The organism is Shinella fusca (assembly GCF_014203155.1).
Lineage (GTDB): Bacteria > Pseudomonadota > Alphaproteobacteria > Rhizobiales > Rhizobiaceae > Shinella > Shinella fusca.
In genome coordinates this window covers 89,863-105,649 of record NZ_JACHIK010000009.1, presented here as the reverse complement: position 1 = coordinate 105,649, position 15,787 = coordinate 89,863, and the positions used below count along the sequence as shown (strand labels likewise).

14 protein-coding genes and 1 riboswitch are annotated in these 15,787 nt (G+C 65.5%); of the genes, 10 read left to right on the top strand and 4 right to left on the bottom strand.

The features are described from left to right. Window positions 1–70: 70 nt before the first annotated feature. Both HNQ66_RS14370 and HNQ66_RS14365 read right to left on the bottom strand, forming a co-directional pair. Window positions 71–1,354, bottom strand: a complete 1,284-nt coding sequence (locus tag HNQ66_RS14370) for an NAD(P)/FAD-dependent oxidoreductase (protein ID WP_184144852.1) — start codon at window positions 1,352–1,354, stop codon at window positions 71–73. A gap of 108 nt (window positions 1,355–1,462) precedes the next feature. Then, window positions 1,463–2,356: a LysR substrate-binding domain-containing protein gene (locus HNQ66_RS14365; protein WP_184144851.1), complete on the bottom strand. Its 894-nt coding sequence runs from the start codon at window positions 2,354–2,356 to the stop codon at window positions 1,463–1,465. A gap of 116 nt (window positions 2,357–2,472) precedes the next feature. Between HNQ66_RS14365 and hglS the strand changes: the two genes are divergently transcribed. From hglS to HNQ66_RS14345, 4 genes are read left to right on the top strand one after another with little or no spacing between them, the layout of a single operon-like run. Continuing rightward, complete coding sequence (hglS, locus tag HNQ66_RS14360; RefSeq protein WP_184144850.1) at window positions 2,473–3,870, top strand: 2-oxoadipate dioxygenase/decarboxylase HglS; 1,398 nt, start codon at window positions 2,473–2,475, stop codon at window positions 3,868–3,870. A gap of 11 nt (window positions 3,871–3,881) precedes the next feature. Then, window positions 3,882–5,297, top strand: a complete 1,416-nt coding sequence (locus HNQ66_RS14355) for an FAD-binding oxidoreductase (RefSeq protein ID WP_184144849.1) — start codon at window positions 3,882–3,884, stop codon at window positions 5,295–5,297. A gap of 21 nt (window positions 5,298–5,318) precedes the next feature. Beyond that, on the top strand, window positions 5,319–6,842 hold the full coding sequence (amaB, locus tag HNQ66_RS14350; RefSeq protein WP_184144848.1) for an L-piperidine-6-carboxylate dehydrogenase: 1,524 nt from the start codon (window positions 5,319–5,321) through the stop codon (window positions 6,840–6,842). Between the two features lie 6 nt (window positions 6,843–6,848). Continuing rightward, on the top strand, window positions 6,849–8,081 hold the full coding sequence (locus HNQ66_RS14345) for a pyridoxal phosphate-dependent aminotransferase (RefSeq protein ID WP_184144847.1): 1,233 nt from the start codon (window positions 6,849–6,851) through the stop codon (window positions 8,079–8,081). Window positions 8,082–8,234: 153 nt separating this feature from the next. On the opposite strand, the gene HNQ66_RS14340 is transcribed toward HNQ66_RS14345, so the two are convergent. Further along, window positions 8,235–9,335, bottom strand: coding sequence for a saccharopine dehydrogenase family protein (locus HNQ66_RS14340; RefSeq protein ID WP_184144846.1), 1,101 nt, complete (start codon window positions 9,333–9,335; stop codon window positions 8,235–8,237). 112 nt (window positions 9,336–9,447) lie between these two features. Here HNQ66_RS14340 and HNQ66_RS14335 point away from each other — a divergent pair, with 112 nt between their 5' ends. From HNQ66_RS14335 to HNQ66_RS14310, 6 genes are all read left to right on the top strand, one after another. After that, window positions 9,448–9,888, top strand: coding sequence for an Lrp/AsnC family transcriptional regulator (locus tag HNQ66_RS14335; protein WP_184144845.1), 441 nt, complete (start codon window positions 9,448–9,450; stop codon window positions 9,886–9,888). Window positions 9,889–10,084: 196 nt separating this feature from the next. Further along, window positions 10,085–10,303, top strand: a complete 219-nt coding sequence (locus HNQ66_RS14330) for a hypothetical protein (RefSeq protein ID WP_184144844.1) — start codon at window positions 10,085–10,087, stop codon at window positions 10,301–10,303. Window positions 10,304–10,393: 90 nt separating this feature from the next. After that, a riboswitch (SAM riboswitch) is annotated at window positions 10,394–10,471 on the top strand. 58 nt (window positions 10,472–10,529) lie between these two features. Continuing rightward, window positions 10,530–11,453, top strand: coding sequence for a homoserine O-acetyltransferase MetA (metA, locus tag HNQ66_RS14325; RefSeq protein ID WP_184144843.1), 924 nt, complete (start codon window positions 10,530–10,532; stop codon window positions 11,451–11,453). 5 nt (window positions 11,454–11,458) lie between these two features. Further along, window positions 11,459–11,911: a GNAT family N-acetyltransferase gene (locus HNQ66_RS14320; protein WP_184144842.1), complete on the top strand. Its 453-nt coding sequence runs from the start codon at window positions 11,459–11,461 to the stop codon at window positions 11,909–11,911. Window positions 11,912–12,002: 91 nt separating this feature from the next. Beyond that, the gene (locus HNQ66_RS14315; protein ID WP_184144841.1) at window positions 12,003–13,019 is read left to right on the top strand and encodes an aldose epimerase family protein; all 1,017 of its coding nucleotides are present in this window, start codon (window positions 12,003–12,005) and stop codon (window positions 13,017–13,019) included. 145 nt (window positions 13,020–13,164) lie between these two features. Further along, window positions 13,165–15,072, top strand: a complete 1,908-nt coding sequence (locus HNQ66_RS14310; RefSeq protein ID WP_184144840.1) for a methyl-accepting chemotaxis protein — start codon at window positions 13,165–13,167, stop codon at window positions 15,070–15,072. Window positions 15,073–15,355: 283 nt separating this feature from the next. Here HNQ66_RS14310 and HNQ66_RS14305 read toward each other — a convergent pair whose 3' ends face one another. Further along, window positions 15,356–15,760 (bottom strand): hypothetical protein, encoded by a 405-nt coding sequence (locus HNQ66_RS14305; RefSeq protein WP_210308768.1) that lies wholly within the window; start codon window positions 15,758–15,760, stop codon window positions 15,356–15,358. Between the last annotated feature and the right edge of the window lie 27 nt (window positions 15,761–15,787).

Here is a 15,787-nt window from a genome sequence, read left to right as displayed (position 1 = left end):
GGTCATGGCCGATGCCCTTAGCGCATGTCGGGCGGAAAGGGAAAGATTTTGGCGGCCGTACGGCAGGAACCTAGAGGCGCGCGCCCGCGAAATGGGCGACCTGCGCCCCGAGCTCGTAATAACCCTCGCGCAGCGTCCGGAACGACTGGGCTTCGGCATCGGTGACCGGCAGCGGCAGGTCCATTTCCGTAATCGCGCCCGAAACGAGCTCGGCGAGCGTGCGACCGAAGACCGTGCCGGGCGCGATGCCCCGGCCGTTATAGCCGGAAAAGCCGACGACGTTCTCGGCAAGGCGGTGGAAACGCGGCAGGTTGTCGGTCGTCATGCCGATCTTGCCGTACCATTCCGCCTCGAAGGCGACGTCGCCGATGGCGGGGAAGAGCTTCTTCAGCGCCCGCCGCGCCCAGGCCTTGTGGACGGCTGTGCCCGAACCGCGCAGCGCCCCGACGCTGCCGAAGACCAGCCGGCCGCGCTTGTCGAAACGGAAGGAAGAGAGCACCTCCTTCGTGTCCCACACGCCCTGCCTTTCCGGCAGGATTCTCGCCTGCATCTCGGCGGAAAGCGGCACGGTGGCGAAGTTGAAATAGGGAAGGTGCACGAGCTCGGCCCGCACCTCGTTCCACGGCGAAACGGTATAGGCATTGGTGGCGACGACCACCCAGTCCGCCGTGACGGACCCGTGCGCCGTCTTCACGCTCCAGCGCTTGCCGGTCCGCTCGGCGCCCGTCACCGGGCTGCCGGTGAAGACTTCTGCCCCGGCCGCCATCGCCGCGCGGGCAAGGCCGCGCACATAGGCGAGCGGCTGGATCGTGCCGGCGCGCATGTCGAGGAGCGAGCCTGCATAGGCCTCCGTACCCACCTTCGCGGCCGTCTCGGCGGCATCGAGCAGGCGCACCGGCGCGCCGCGCCGCGCCCATTGTTCGGCGCGCTGCTTCAGTTCGTCGAGGCCGGATTGGCCGACCGCGCAGTGCAGCGTGCCGGCCGGGTTGATCTCGCAGTCGATCGCATGTTTTTCGACGAGGTCGAAGACGAGGCGCGGCGCATTGCCGAGGAGTTCGAGAAGCCGGCTGCCGTAGAGATCGCCGAGGACGCCCGGCAGTTCGTCGGGCATCACCCACATGCCGGCATTGACGAGGCCGACATTACGGCCCGAGCCGCCGTAGCCGATCTCCGCGCCTTCCAGAAGAACCACCCGCGTGCCGCGCTCGGCAAGGTGCAACGCGGCGGAAAAGCCGGTGAAGCCGCCGCCGACGATGACGACATCCGCCTCCGCCGTGCCGGAAAGGGATGCGGTTTCAGGAGCAGCCGGAGCGGTCATCTCCCAGAGGCCATGGGAGCGCGGGTCGTTGAGCATGGTGGTCTGTCTTTTCGGAAGGAGGATTATCCTCGCACCATCGGCGAAGCGGCACCACGACTAAAGCAAAAAATCAGAACCGGGTCATGCCCCCGCCGCATGAAGGCGTCAGGGAACCTGCCTGGCGATCCACGCCCGGAAGGCCTGGCTCAGCGGGTTCTCCAGCTTGCCCTCGGGCACGACGAGATAATAGCTATTTTCCGTCTCCATCGGCCGGTCGAAGACGACGGCAAGGCGCCCGTGCGCAAGCTCCTGCTCGATGAGATATTTCGGCAGCAGCGCGAAGCCGAGGCCGGCGACGGCGGACTCGATCACCATGGAGAACTGGTCGAAGCGGTGGCCGCGATAAGCCGTGTCCGCCGAGCCGCCGTTCAGGTCGAACCATTGCGCCCAGAGCTTGGGGCGCGTGGCGAGATGAAGGAGCGGCGCCGCCTCCAGGTCCTTCGGCTCGGAGGGGCTCCAGGCTTTCAGGAGCTCGGGGCTCGCCGCGGGCAGGATCTCCTCGCTGCACAGATAGGAGCAGGCAGCGCGCGCCCAGACGGGCTGGCCGTAATGGATCGCGAGGTCGAAATTCTCCTCGTCGAAATCGAACGGCGCGGAGCGCGAGGCGATGTTGATGATCGTGCCGGGATGTTCGGCAAGGAAGCCCGGAATGCGCGGCGTCAGCCAGCGGCTGCCGAAGGTCGGCAGCGTCGCGATGGACAGGCTATGCTCGGAGGAGGCCGAGGCCATGGCGCGCAGCATGGTCTCTTCCGTCTGGTGCAGGAGCTTCCTCACTTCGGGAAGGAACCGGCGGCCATCGTCGGAGAGCACGACGCGCTGGCGCACGCGCTCGAAGAGCAGGACGCCGAGCTGTTCCTCAAGGTCCTTGATCTGCCGGCTGACGGCGCTCTGGGTGAGGTTCAGTTCATGCGCGGCCTGCGTGAAGGAGCCGTGGCGCGCGGCGCATTCGAACGCCTGCAGCGTGGTGACGTCCGGGATGAGCCTTCGACTGAGCTTCATTCATTCCTCGCATCAACATAGTCAGAACGGTCGCAATCGCTAGGGGAAACGATCCGGTATGATCCGTTTTGAGAATGATCAGGGCCTTCCACCCTTGTAAGATGAGACCGCTTCCCATGAAAGCAAATTCGTATGTTCGCGCGGACGAGATCCGCTCCGGTTTCTCTGCCGCCATGTCCGCCATGTACCGGGACGAGGTTCCGGCCTACGGCACGCTGATGGCGCTGGTCGCCGATGTCAACGACAAGACGCTCGCCGCCGACCCGCAGATGAAGGCGCGGCTCGAAGCCACCGATTCCCTCGACCGCATCTCCGAGGAGCGCCACGGCGCCATCCGCCTCGGCACGCCGGAAGAGCTTTCCATGATGCGCCGCGTCTTCGCCGTCATGGGCATGGCCCCGGTCGGCTACTACGACCTTTCGACGGCCGGCGTTCCCGTCCACTCCACCGCCTTCCGGCCGGTCGGCGCGGAAAGCCTCAGCCGCAATCCGTTCCGCGTCTTCACCTCGCTGCTGCGCCTCGACCTCATCGCGGACGAGGCGCTGCGCGAAGAAGCCGCCGCGGTTCTGGCGGCCCGCAGGATCTTCACGGACGAGGCCGTCCGGCTCGTGGAAAAGGCCGAGCGCGACGGCGGCCTGAACGAGACCGACGCCGCCCGTTTCGTCACGGAAGCGCTCGAAACCTTCCGCTGGCACGACCGCGCCATCGTCAGCGCCGACCTGTACCGGCGCCTGCACGACGCGCACCGCCTGATCGCCGACGTCGTCTCCTTCAAGGGCCCGCACATCAACCACCTGACGCCGCGCACGCTCGACATCGACAAGGTGCAGGCGCGGATGCCGCAGGAAGGCATCGCCCCCAAGGCCGTCGTCGAAGGCCCGCCGACCCGCAAGTGCCCGATCCTCCTGCGTCAGACCTCGTTCAAGGCGCTGGAGGAGGCCGTCTCCTTCATCGGCGAGGACGGAAGCTGGCAGAAGGGCTCGCACACGGCCCGCTTCGGCGAGATCGAGCAGCGCGGCATCGCGCTGACGCCGAAGGGCCGCGCGCTCTACGACCGGCTGCTTGCCGAGACCCGCGCCCACGTGCGCCCGGCCGCCGACGGCTCGAATGCCGCCGAATACGAAGCCGCGCTCGCCGACGTCTTCAAGGCCTTCCCGGACGATTGGGACGGCATCCGCAAGGCGCGCCTCGGCTACTTCCGCTATTCGCTGACGGAAAAGGGCAAGGCCGTCACCGGCCGCAATGCCGACCTCGAAACCGCCATCGAAGCCGGCCTCATCCAGTTCGATCCGATCGTCTACGAGGACTTCCTGCCGGTCAGCGCGGCCGGCATCTTCCAGTCGAACCTCGGCGACGACGCGACGCAGGATTTCGTCGCCAGCCCCAACCAGGTGATGTTCGAGCGCGACCTCGGCGCAAGCGTGCTGGACGAATTCGCCCATTATGCCGGCATCGAGCGCGCCTCGCTTGAAATGTGCCTCGGCATCGTCAACATGGCTGCCGCCGCGGAGTGACGGACGAAAGCATGATCGAGGCACGCCATATCGAAGCGCTGAAGGGTATCACCGGCGAGAAGGGCCTTCTCACCGGATCCGACATGGCGGCCTACGAGACCGGCGCGCGCTATGACAAGGGCCGCGCCGCCTTCGTCGCCCGCCCGGCCTCGACAGCGGAAACCTCCGCCGTCGTTTCCTATTGCGTGAGGAACGGCATCGCGCTGGTGCCGCAGTCCGGCAATACCGGCCTCGTCTCCGGCTCGACGCCCGACGACAGCGGCCTTCAGGGCATTCTCAGCCTCGACCGCCTGACCGCGCCCTTCGCACTCGACCTCGTGAACCGCTCGGTGAAGGCCGGTGCAGGCCTGCGCCTTTCCGACCTCAACGGCCGGCTGGAGGAGAGCGGCCTGTTCTTCCCCATCGACCTCGGCGCCGATCCCCGCCTCGGCGGCATGATCGCCACGAACACCGGCGGCTCGCGGTTCCTGCGCTACGGGGACGTGCGCCGCAACACGCTCGGCCTCACCGTCGTCCTCGCCGACGAGGCCGGCACCGTGCTCGACCTTTCCTCGGACCTGCGCAAGAACAATACCGGCATCGACTGGAAGCAGCTCTTCATCGGCACCACGGGCGCCTTCGGCATCATCACCGAATGCGTCCTCAATCTGGAGCCTGCGCCAAAACAGTCCGCGACCGCCCTGCTCGTGCCGGCCTCGCCCGAAGCGGTCGCAACGCTGCTCGTCGCCATGGAAGACGCGCTCGGCAGCTACCTTTCCGCCTTCGAGGGCATGTCCGGCAATGCCGTTCGCGCCGCGCTCGACCATGTGCCCTCGCTGCGCAATCCCTTCCAGGGCGGCGTGGTGCCGGATTTCGTCATCCTCGCGGAAATCTCCCGCTCCACCTCGCCGCGCGAAGGCGAACAGCCGCTCGACGCCGTGCTGGAAGAGGTTCTGGCCGCGATCTGGGAACAGGAGGGCGCGCCGCTTACGGACGCCTTCGTCGGCCCGCCACACGAGATCTGGGCGCTGCGCCATGCACTCTCCGAAGGTGTGAAGCATAGCGGGCGATTGATCGCCTTCGATCTGTCCTTCCGCCGGGGTGACATCATGCCCTTCCTCGCCCATATGAAGGCGGAAATGCCGGACCACTTCGAGGACGTGACGATCTGCGACTTCGGCCATATCGGCGACGGCGGCGTCCACTTCAACCTCGTCGTCGCGAAAGACGACCCGCGCCTTGCCGATCCCGATTTCGAGGCGGACCTGCGCGCGTGGGTCTTCACCGTCGCGGTCGAGGGTTTCGGCGGCAGCTTTTCGGCAGAACACGGCATCGGCCGCAAGAACCAGGTTTTCTACGACCAATACACCCCGGAAAAAATCCGCGCGCTTGCGGCCGGGCTCAAAACCATCACCTCGCCGGGCCCGCTCGGCACCATGACCTTCTGAGAGACAACAGGGAGATACCCGATGACGAAAGTCGACGTGAAAAAGGAAACCGAAGCCCTTCTCGACAAGCTGGGCGTCGCCCGCTCCGCCTGGCAGGGTGGCGGTATGGCCTCCTACAGCCCGGTCAGCGGCGAGGAAATCGGCAAGCTGAAGACGGTTTCCGCCGCCGGGACCGACAAGGCGATCGACGCCGCCCACGAAGCCTTCAAGGCCTGGCGCCTCGTGCCCGCCCCCAAGCGCGGCGAGCTCGTGCGCCTGCTCGGCGAGGAACTGCGCGCGTCCAAGGCCGATCTCGGCCGCCTCGTCTCCATCGAGGCCGGCAAGATCACCTCCGAAGGCCTCGGCGAAGTGCAGGAAATGATCGACATCTGCGATTTCGCCGTCGGCCTTTCCCGCCAGCTCTACGGCCTCACCATCGCCACCGAGCGCCCCGGCCACCGCATGATGGAGACCTGGCACCCGCTCGGCGTCGTCGGCATCATCTCGGCCTTCAACTTCCCGGTCGCCGTCTGGTCGTGGAACGCCGCGCTCGCGCTCGTCGCCGGCAATTCCATCGTCTGGAAGCCGTCCGAAAAGACCCCGCTGACGGCGCTCGCCTGCCAGGCGATCTTCGAGCGCGCCCTTGCCCGCTTCGGCGATGCCCCGGCGAACCTCAGCCAGGTCCTCATCGGCGACCGCGCCATCGGCGAAGCCCTTGTCGACAATTCCAAGGTCGCCCTCGTCTCGGCCACCGGCTCCACCCGCATGGGCAAGGAAGTCGGCCCGCGCCTCGCAAAGCGTTTCGCCCGCTCGATCCTCGAGCTCGGCGGCAACAATGCCGGCATCGTCTGCCCGTCCGCCGACCTCGACATGGCGCTGCGCGCCATCGCCTTCGGCGCCATGGGCACCGCCGGCCAGCGCTGCACGACGCTGCGCCGCCTCTTCGTGCATGACAGCGTCTACGACCAGCTCGTGCCGCGCCTGAAGAAGGCCTATACGAGCGTTTCCGTCGGCAACCCGCTGGAGACCTCCGCCCTCGTCGGCCCGCTCGTCGACAAGCAGGCCTTCGACAACATGCAGAAGGCGCTGGCAGCGGCCAGGGCCGAGGGCGGCACCGTCACCGGCGGCGAGCGCGTTGCTGAGGCCGGCAAGGACACGGCCTACTACGTCAAGCCCGCCATCGTCGAAATGCCCAAGCAGGCCGGCCCCGTTCTCGAAGAGACCTTCGCGCCGATCCTCTACGTCATGAAATATTCCGACTTCGACGCCGTTCTGGACGACCACAACGCCGTCTCGGCCGGCCTCTCCTCCTCCATCTTCACGCTCAACGTGCAGGAAGCCGAGCGCTTCCTGTCGGCCGACGGCTCGGATTGCGGCATCGCCAACGTCAACATCGGCACCTCGGGCGCCGAGATCGGCGGCGCGTTCGGCGGCGAGAAGGAAACCGGCGGCGGACGCGAATCCGGCTCCGACGCCTGGAAGGCCTATATGCGCCGCTCCACCAACACGGTGAACTATTCGAAGGCCCTGCCGCTCGCCCAGGGCGTCTCCTTCGATATCGAGTAAGCGGCCATGAACGCACAAGGCAAAATCGAGGAGGCGGGCTTCACGCCCGCCTCGCGCATCGCCGCCATCGGCGTTTCGAAGATCCTGCAGATCGGCGCGCGCGCGAATGCCATGAAGAAGGACGGCCTGCCGGTCATCATCCTCGGCGCCGGCGAGCCCGATTTCGACACGCCCGACAACGTCAAGGCCGCCGCCAAGGCGGCCATCGACCGCGGCGAGACGAAATATACCGCGCTCGACGGCACGCCGGCACTGAAGAAGGCGATTTCGGAGAAGTTTCGGCGCGAGAACAATGTCGACTATGCAATCGACGAGGTCACCGTCGCAACGGGCGCCAAGCAGATTCTCTTCAACGCCTTCATGGCGAGCGTCAATCCGGGCGACGAGGTGATCATCCCGACGCCCTACTGGACCTCCTATTCCGACATCGTGGAGATCTGCGGCGGCGTGCCGGTGCTGATCCCCTGCGACGCCGAAGCCGGCTTCCGCCTTAAAGCGGAACAGCTCGAAAAGGCGATCACGCCGAAGACCCGCTGGGTGCTCCTCAATTCGCCGTCCAACCCCTCGGGCGCGGCCTATGGCGAGGAAGACTACCGTCCGCTGCTGGAGGTGCTGCTGCGCCATCCGCATGTCTGGCTGATGGTCGACGACATGTACGAGCACATCGTCTACGATGGATTCAGGTTCGTCACCCCCGTCGCCATCGAGCCGCGCCTGAAAAGCCGGACGCTGACGATCAACGGCGTCTCCAAGGCCTATGCCATGACCGGCTGGCGCATCGGCTATGCCGGCGGCCCGAAGGCGCTGATCAAGGCCATGGCCGTGATCCAGAGTCAGGCGACCTCCTGCCCCTCTTCCGTCAGCCAGGCCGCCTCGGTCGAGGCGCTCACCGGCCCGCAGGACTTTTTGAAGGAACGCCAGGCGAGCTTCCAGCACCGCCGTGACCTCGTCGTTGCGGCGCTGAACGCCATTCCCGGCCTCGCCTGCCGCACGCCGGAAGGCGCCTTCTACACCTTCTCCGGCTGTGCCGGCGTCATCGGCAAGACGACACCCAAGGGCAAGCGCATCGAGGCCGACAGCGACTTCACGGACTATCTCCTCGAAGACGCGAATGTCGCCGTCGTCCCCGGCTCCGCCTTCGGTCTCTCGCCCTATTTCCGCATCTCCTACGCCACGTCGGAAGCGGAACTGAGGGAGGCGCTGACCCGCATCGCCGAGGCCTGCGTGCGGCTTTCCTGAGCCACCGCAAAGCAAGCCGGCAAAAGAAAAGGGGCCTCGCGAGAGGCCCCATTTTTATTGCTCCGCGCCTTTGCGGCGTTCTTTGCTTCCCCGCGGCCGGGCCACGAACGAAAACGCCCCGGCCGGTCCGGGGCGTTTGAAGAGTGTGGGAAATCAGGCGGCGCGGGCGCCGTGATGCTCCTGGGCGTAGTAGTGGCCGAAGCGGTTGGCGAGGAAGGCGTCGAGGGCGATTTCTTCCTGGCGGACGAAGCCCTTCGCGCGCAGCGAGCCGTCGGCGAGCATGTCGAGCACGGCGCAGATCGAGCCGGCCGTCGTGATCTGGATCGCCGAATGCAGGCTGCCGGCGACCGGGGCGCTGTAGACCTTGTTGGCGTAGGTTTCCTGGATCAGGCGGCCGTTCTTGCGGCCCGAAACGGTCACGAAGATGATGACGACGTCCTGCGTGGTGGTCGGAAGCGCGTTCTCGAAGATGTCTTTCAGGACTTCGCGGCGATGGCGCAGGCCGAGGTCGTTGAGCAGCGCCTTCATGATGGCGGCATGGCCCGGATAGCGGATCGTCTTGTAGTTCAGCGTGCGCACCTTGCCCTTCAGCGTCTCGCAGAGCGTGCCGAGGCCGCCCGAGGTGTTGAAGGCCTCGTAGGTCACGCCGTCGAGCGAGAACTCCTCGCGCTCTTCCAGCGCCGGGACCTCGATCAGAGCGCTTTCGACGATGGCTTCGCAGGGCTCGATATATTCGTTGATGACGCCGTCCGTGCTCCAGGTCAGGTTGTAGTTGAGCGCGTTGGAGGGGTACTGCGGCAGGGCGCCGACGCGCATGCGCACGCTGTCGAGCGTGTCGAAGCGGCTGGCAAGGTCGTTGGCGACGATAGAGATGAAGCCCGGCGCAAGGCCGCACTGGGGAATGAAGGCCGTCGTGGCGTTTTCGGCGATGCGCTTGACCTGGCGGGTGGATTCGACGTCTTCCGTAAGGTCGAGATAGTGGACGCCCGCAGCGGCGGCGGCTTCCGCGATGGCGACCGTCAGGTGATAGGGCGCAGCCGAGAGAACGGCGAACTTGCCGGTGAGCAGCGCCTTCATGGCGGCGGCATCGGCGATGTCGACGACGGCGGTGGAAACGGCGGCGTGGCGCTCGATGGCGGCAAGCTGGTCTTCCGAACGGTCCGCGACGGTGACGCGGTAGTCCCCGCTATGGGCCAGCATGCGCGCGATGGTCGAGCCGATCTTGCCTGCGCCGATGACGACGATGTCCTTCATGTGATTTCCCTCCGGCATGAATTGATGCGCTTATTTTGACGGCGGGGCCTGTCGATTTAAAGCGCCGCATCTGCCATAATGCGTTATCAATATCGGCAGAACGACGGTGAAAATGAGCATTTCGACGCTAGGCGCCAAGGATCGGGAGCTGCTTGCCATCCTCAGCGAGAACGCCCGCGAGCAGACCGCGACCATCGCCCGCAGGCTCGGCCTTTCCCGCACGACCGTGCAGGCGAAGATCGATCGGCTGGAGCGGGACGGCGTGATCGCCGGCTACGGCGTGAAACTTTCCGACGCCTACGAGAGCGGCATGGTGAAGGCCCATGTCCTCATCACCATCGCCCCGAAGACGCTGGCGCGCATCACCACGGAACTGCACGCCATCTCGGCCGTGCGCACGCTCCATTCGGTCAGCGGCAGCTTCGACCTCATCGCCGTCGTCGAAGCGGCCTCCATCGCCGAGCTCGACCACCTCATAGACCGCATCGGCGCCATCGACGGCGTCGAGCGCACGCTATCGTCGATCATCCTGTCGACGCGGATCCGGCGGTAGGGTGGCACTGGACCGGGCGACGTTCGCCAGCCACCGGCCCACCACTTCTTCTCCACACAAGCCCCAGGATGACGACGAAGAGGGTATGTTAAGGCACCCTGTTCCCGCCGGAACAGCGCCGGCCTCGCTCCTATGGGAAAGTCTGATCACTGGATGAGGGGAACTCATCCTGCAACCGGGAGATCAGGAGAGTCTCATGCGCAAGGTCATCGTTTCCGTCGTCGTCGCCGTCGTCGTCGCCGTCATCGCCGCCGTTTCCTTCGCCGCCCCCTCGCAGGCCGGCTCCTACGGCTACAAGAGCTATGGCTACGGCTACAAGCATCACGGCTACAGCTACCATCCGCACCGGAAGCACTACGGCGGCTACCACGGCGTGAAGATCATCATCAAGAACAAGCACTACGGCTATTACTGAGCCCTTTCGCCTCGGACGAGCGCAAGGCCCGGATGCCGCCCGCATCCGGGCCTTGCTGCGCCGATTGATTCGCGTTTGAAGTAGCGCTATCAAGGAGACCGTGGTGATTTGGCCGGCCGGCTTGCAGCCACGTTAAACAAGTCGCTAAAGGGCCGCGCGAGGAAAACCTTCCGTGGACCGGCTGTGACATCGTTGCGGCCGGTTTTTGTTTTCGATCGAGTGAAAGATGCCCATCAAGATTCCCGATACGCTCCCCGCCTTCGAAACCCTCGTGAACGAGGGCGTCAGGGTGATGACCGAAACGGTGGCGATCCGGCAGGATATCCGCCCGCTGCAGATCGGGCTGCTCAACCTCATGCCGAACAAGATCAAGACGGAAGTGCAGATGGCGCGCCTCGTCGGCGCCTCGCCCCTGCAGGTGGAGCTGTCGCTGGTGCGCGTCGGCGGCCACCGCGCCAAGAACACCTCGGAAGAGCACCTGCTCTCCTTCTACGATACGTGGGAGGAGGTAAAGCACCGCAAGTTCGACGGCTTCATCATCACCGGCGCGCCGGTGGAGACCCTCGACTACGAGGACGTCACCTATTGGGACGAGATGAAGCAGATCCTCGACTGGACAGAGACCAACGTGCATTCCACGCTGAATGTCTGCTGGGGTGCGATGGCGGCGATCTACCACTTCCACGGCGTGCCCAAGCGCACGCTGGACGAGAAGGCCTTCGGCGTCTACCGCCACCACAACCGCAAGCCCTCCTCGGTCTATCTCAACGGCTTCTCCGACGATTTCGAGGTGCCCGTCTCGCGCTGGACGGAAATCCGCACCGAGGACATCCGCAAGGTGCCGGCGCTCGAGATTCTGCTCGATTCGGACGAGACGGGCGTGTGCCTGGTCGAGGAGAAGGCGGGCAACCGGCTCTACATCTTCAACCATGTGGAATACGATTCCACCTCGCTCGCCGACGAATATTTCCGCGACGTCTCGGCCGGCGTGCCGATCAAGCTGCCGAAGAACTATTTCCCGCACAACGACCCGTCGCTGACGCCGCAGAACCGCTGGCGCGGCCATGCGCACCTGCTCTTCGGCAACTGGATCAACGAGATCTACCAGACGACGCCCTACGACCTTCAGAAAATCGGAACGGGAGCCTGATATCCATGAGCCGCGTCGTCATCCGCCCGCTGCACACGCATGACGAAGGCGAATGGCGGCGCCTGTGGACCGCCTATCTCGCCTTCTACGAAACGGTGCTGCCGGAAGAGGTCTATGCCAGCACCTTCGCCCGGCTGACGGGCGAGAATGCGCAGGGCGAGTATCGTGGCCTTCTCGCTACGCTCGACGGCCGGCCCGTCGGCCTTGCGCACTACCTCTTCCACCGTTCCTGCTGGACGCTCGGCAATATCTGCTACCTGCAGGACCTCTTTGCCGATCCTGACGTGCGCGGCACCGGTATCGGCCGCGCGCTCATCGAGGGCGTCTACACCAAGGCCGCGGAGGCCGGCGCGCCGGAGGTCTACTGGATGACGCAGGAGTTCAACGCCACCGCGCGAAACCTCTACGACCGCATCGCCGACAAGACGCCCTTCATCGTCTACCAGAAGAATTTCTGAGGCGGATTCTAAAAAGTATGACTTTTCCGATTGCGAACCGGAGAAAATTGCAGCAGGTTGCCGCGCGGATGACCGGACGGGGGAGACAGGCGTGAGTGCAGGAAATGAGATCTTCGGGCGCCTTGCCTCCGGCGAGGCGGTCGAGCGCATCACGATCGCGGGCGGCGGCCTCACGGCCCATGTGCTGACCTGGGGCGCGGTCATCCAGGACCTTCGCCTCGAAGGCCACGATGCGCCTCTCGTGCTCGGTTTCGAGGATCTTGCCTCCTATCTCGACCATTCCCCCTATTTCGGCGCGACGCCGGGACGCTGCGCCAACCGCATCGCCGGCGGGCGCTTCTCCATCGACGGCACGGCCTACCAGCTCGAATGCAACGAACGCGGCGTCACGCACCTGCACGGCGGCAGCGACGGCACGGGGCGGCAGAACTGGCGCATTGCGGCACAGGGGGCGGATTTCGTCACCCTGACGGTCACCGATCCCGCGGGCCGCGCCGGCTATCCCGGCAATTGCGCCGTTGCCTGCACTTATCGCCTTTCCGGCGGCGGCACGCTTTCCGTCGCCTATGAGGCGACCACGGATGCGCCGACGCCGGCCAATCTCTGCCAGCACAGCTATTTCATCCTCGACGGCGGCGCCGATGCGTTCGGCCACGAGATCCGCCTTGCGGCCGAGCATTACCTGCCCGTCGACGAGAACCTCATCCCGACCGGCGAGGTCCGCCCCGTCGCCGGCACGCCCTTCGACCTTCGCGACTGGACGCCGCTCCGCCGCCAGACGGAGGAGGGCGGCATCGCCTTCGACCACAATTTCTGCCTTTCCGCCGCGCGGCAGGAAAAGCGCCCCGTCGCCGAGGTGCGCAGCCCGCTTTCCGGCGTGTCGCTGTCGGTCTCGACCACCGAGCCCGGCGTGCAGCTCTATACCGGCGCCTATGTGGATTCTCCCGTTCCCGGTCTCGGCGGCCGGCACTACGGGCCTTTCGCCGGCTTCTGCCTTGAAACGCAGGTCTGGCCGGATGCCGTCAACCACGGCAATTTCCCCGATGCGGTGCTGCGCCCCGGCAAGGCGTTGCGGCAGGAAACGGACTACGTGTTCCGCAAGGCCTGAGCCTTCCGGCACGGGTTTGCTGCAAGGCAACAAAATCGAAACCTTTCTGACGGAAAACCCGAGGCAAGGACCTGGAATGATGCCGGGTTGTGCGGGATTGAACGCGCCAGGACAGCGCCGGTCGCCCTGACAGGATCTGTCTCCCATGAAACTCTCGGATCTCTCCATTTCCCGGAAAGTCGGGCTTCTCGTTCTGCTGATGGGCATTGCCGCCGGCACCATCGCCGCCGTCGGCAGCCGGGGCCTTACCTCGCTCGGTTCGGCGCTGGAGGATACCGGCGCGCGCGAGGAGGTCGCCCGCGAGGCCATGGACCTGCGCATCGACGTCATCGCCATCAGCCGCATGACCTACCAGCTCGCCATGGCGCCGGAAAAGGCGGCCGATTTCGCCGCCGAGACGGAAAAGCGCGCCAAGGAAATGCTGGACCGCCTGCCGAAGATCGCCTCGACCGCCGACGCCAACGAGGAGAAGCTGCTCGAGGGCATCCGCGGCACGCTGATGCCCTATTTCGACGACATCCGCGCCATGGTGGCCATTGCCGGCTCCGACAAGGGCCGAGATCGGGCCGCCGTCCTCGCCGCGCTCGACAAGGCGCTGGAAGGCCAGAAGGCCGTCACCGTCGCGCTCAAGGAATACACGACCTATTCCGCCGAGACGCTCTCGACCGCGCGCGCCGCCGCGATCTCGCGCTCGACGACCACGCAGGCCCTCCTGCTCGTCACCGCCTTCGTCTGCATCGTCGCCGGCATGCTGGCGAGCATGCTGCTGGCCCGCAACGGCATCGTGCGGCCGATCCAGCGCCTTACCGGCGTGATGTCGAACCTTGCCGCCGGCAAGCTCGACGACGAGATCCCCGGTACCGAGCGCAAGGACGAGATCGGCGCCATGGCCCGCACGCTCGACGTCTTCCGCGCCAACGAGATGCAGATGCGCGAGATGGAGGCGCAGGAAGCCGCCCTCCAGGCGCAGAGCAAGGACCTGCAGTCGAACATCAGCACCATCGTCGCCGCCGCTGCCGCCGGCGACTTCTCCCGCCGCATCACCAAGGTGTACGAGGACGAGGATCTCAGCCGCTTCGCAACCAGCGTCAACGAGCTCGTCGAGAACGTCGACCGGGGCGTCAGCGAAGTGCGCCGCGTCATCGCCTCGCTCTCCCATGCCGACCTCACGCAGGAAATGGCCGGCCATTTCCAGGGCGATTTCGCCGAGCTCCAGGCCAACGTCAACGGCGCCATGCTGACGCTGCGCAGCACCATGGCCGGCATCCTCACCACCGCCGGCACGATCACCGGCAATTCCCGCGAGCTTTCGGCGGCTGCCGACCAGCTCGCCCACCGCACGGAGCAGCAGGCCGCCTCGCTCGAGGAGACCGCCGCCGCGCTGGAAGAGATCACCACCACGGTGAAGACCTCCACGACCCGCGCCATCGAGGCGTCGGAGATCGTGCGCGAGGCCAAGGACAGCGCCGACAAGTCCGGCGAGATCGTCCAGAGCGCCATCGACGCCATGGGCCGCATCGAGCAGTCCTCGCAGAAGATCAGCCAGATCATCTCCGTGATCGACGAGATCGCCTTCCAGACGAACCTGCTGGCCCTCAATGCCGGCGTCGAGGCGGCGCGTGCGGGCGAGGCGGGGCGCGGCTTTGCGGTCGTCGCGCAGGAAGTGCGCGAGCTTGCCCAGCGCTCGGCCAATGCCGCCAAGGAGATCAAGACCCTGATCAACGCCTCTGCCGGCGAGGTGAAGGGCGGCGTCTCGCTGGTGCTGTCGACGGGCGACGTGCTCTCCGAGATCAAGGACCTCGTCAACCGCGTCAACGACCACGTCGTCTCGATCACCCGTGCCGCGCAGGAACAGTCCGCCGCCCTCGGCGAGATCAACACGGCCGTCAACCAGATGGACCAGATGACCCAGCAGAACGCCGCGATGGTGGAGGAAACCACGGCCGCCAGCCAGATGCTCGCCGGCGAAGCCGCCCAGCTCCAGACCGCCCTGTCGCAGTTCCACATCGCCGAACCCCGCGCCGCGGCCCAGGGACACCGCCGCGCCGCATAAGCCGCCTCCGGCTCGAACCAGAAACGGGCGGCGACCCAAGAAACGGTCGCCGCCCGTTTTCGCTTGAGGCAAGGCGGAAACGGCATCCGCTCATTCCGAAGCCGGAAAACACAAAAGCCTCGGGCAGAACCGAGGCTTCAAAAACTTTGGAGAGAATGGAGCGGGTGAAGCGATTCGAACGCTCGACCCCAACCTTGGCGAGCATAAAATTGCATCGTTCGCGCGATGCGTGTCCGTGTCGCGCAGTTCATTGGAATGCACAAGAGTGCGCGTTTCGTCGGGTTCAACGATTCCAGCGAAATTTGCACGGCGTGACAATCCCATGAAATACGGCGCAATTGCTATCCTCGATACGACTGAAGTCAGAAAGTCGTAGCCTTCGATAGGCTTCGGATGAAAGCCAACCTACCACCACCTTTTGGAAGGACTTATCGTTCATGAATCGCGCGAAAATTTCTTCGTTCTGGTCCATACGTTCGACAAACAGCGCCTCAAGCAGGTTCCTGAAGACGAGTTCGAACTTCTCTCCAGGATTGACGGCTGCGGCCTGTTTCAATGCTGTGTCTGAGATGGCCGCTTCCACGATCTGATCGAAGAACAGCTGATCTGCCTGATTGAAGTCGGTCCCGAACCGGTCGTTGACGACATCGATGAGACGCGAAAGTGGAACCGCTTCCTCGTGCAGCACACCGGTTCCGAGCTCTGAGGGACCATC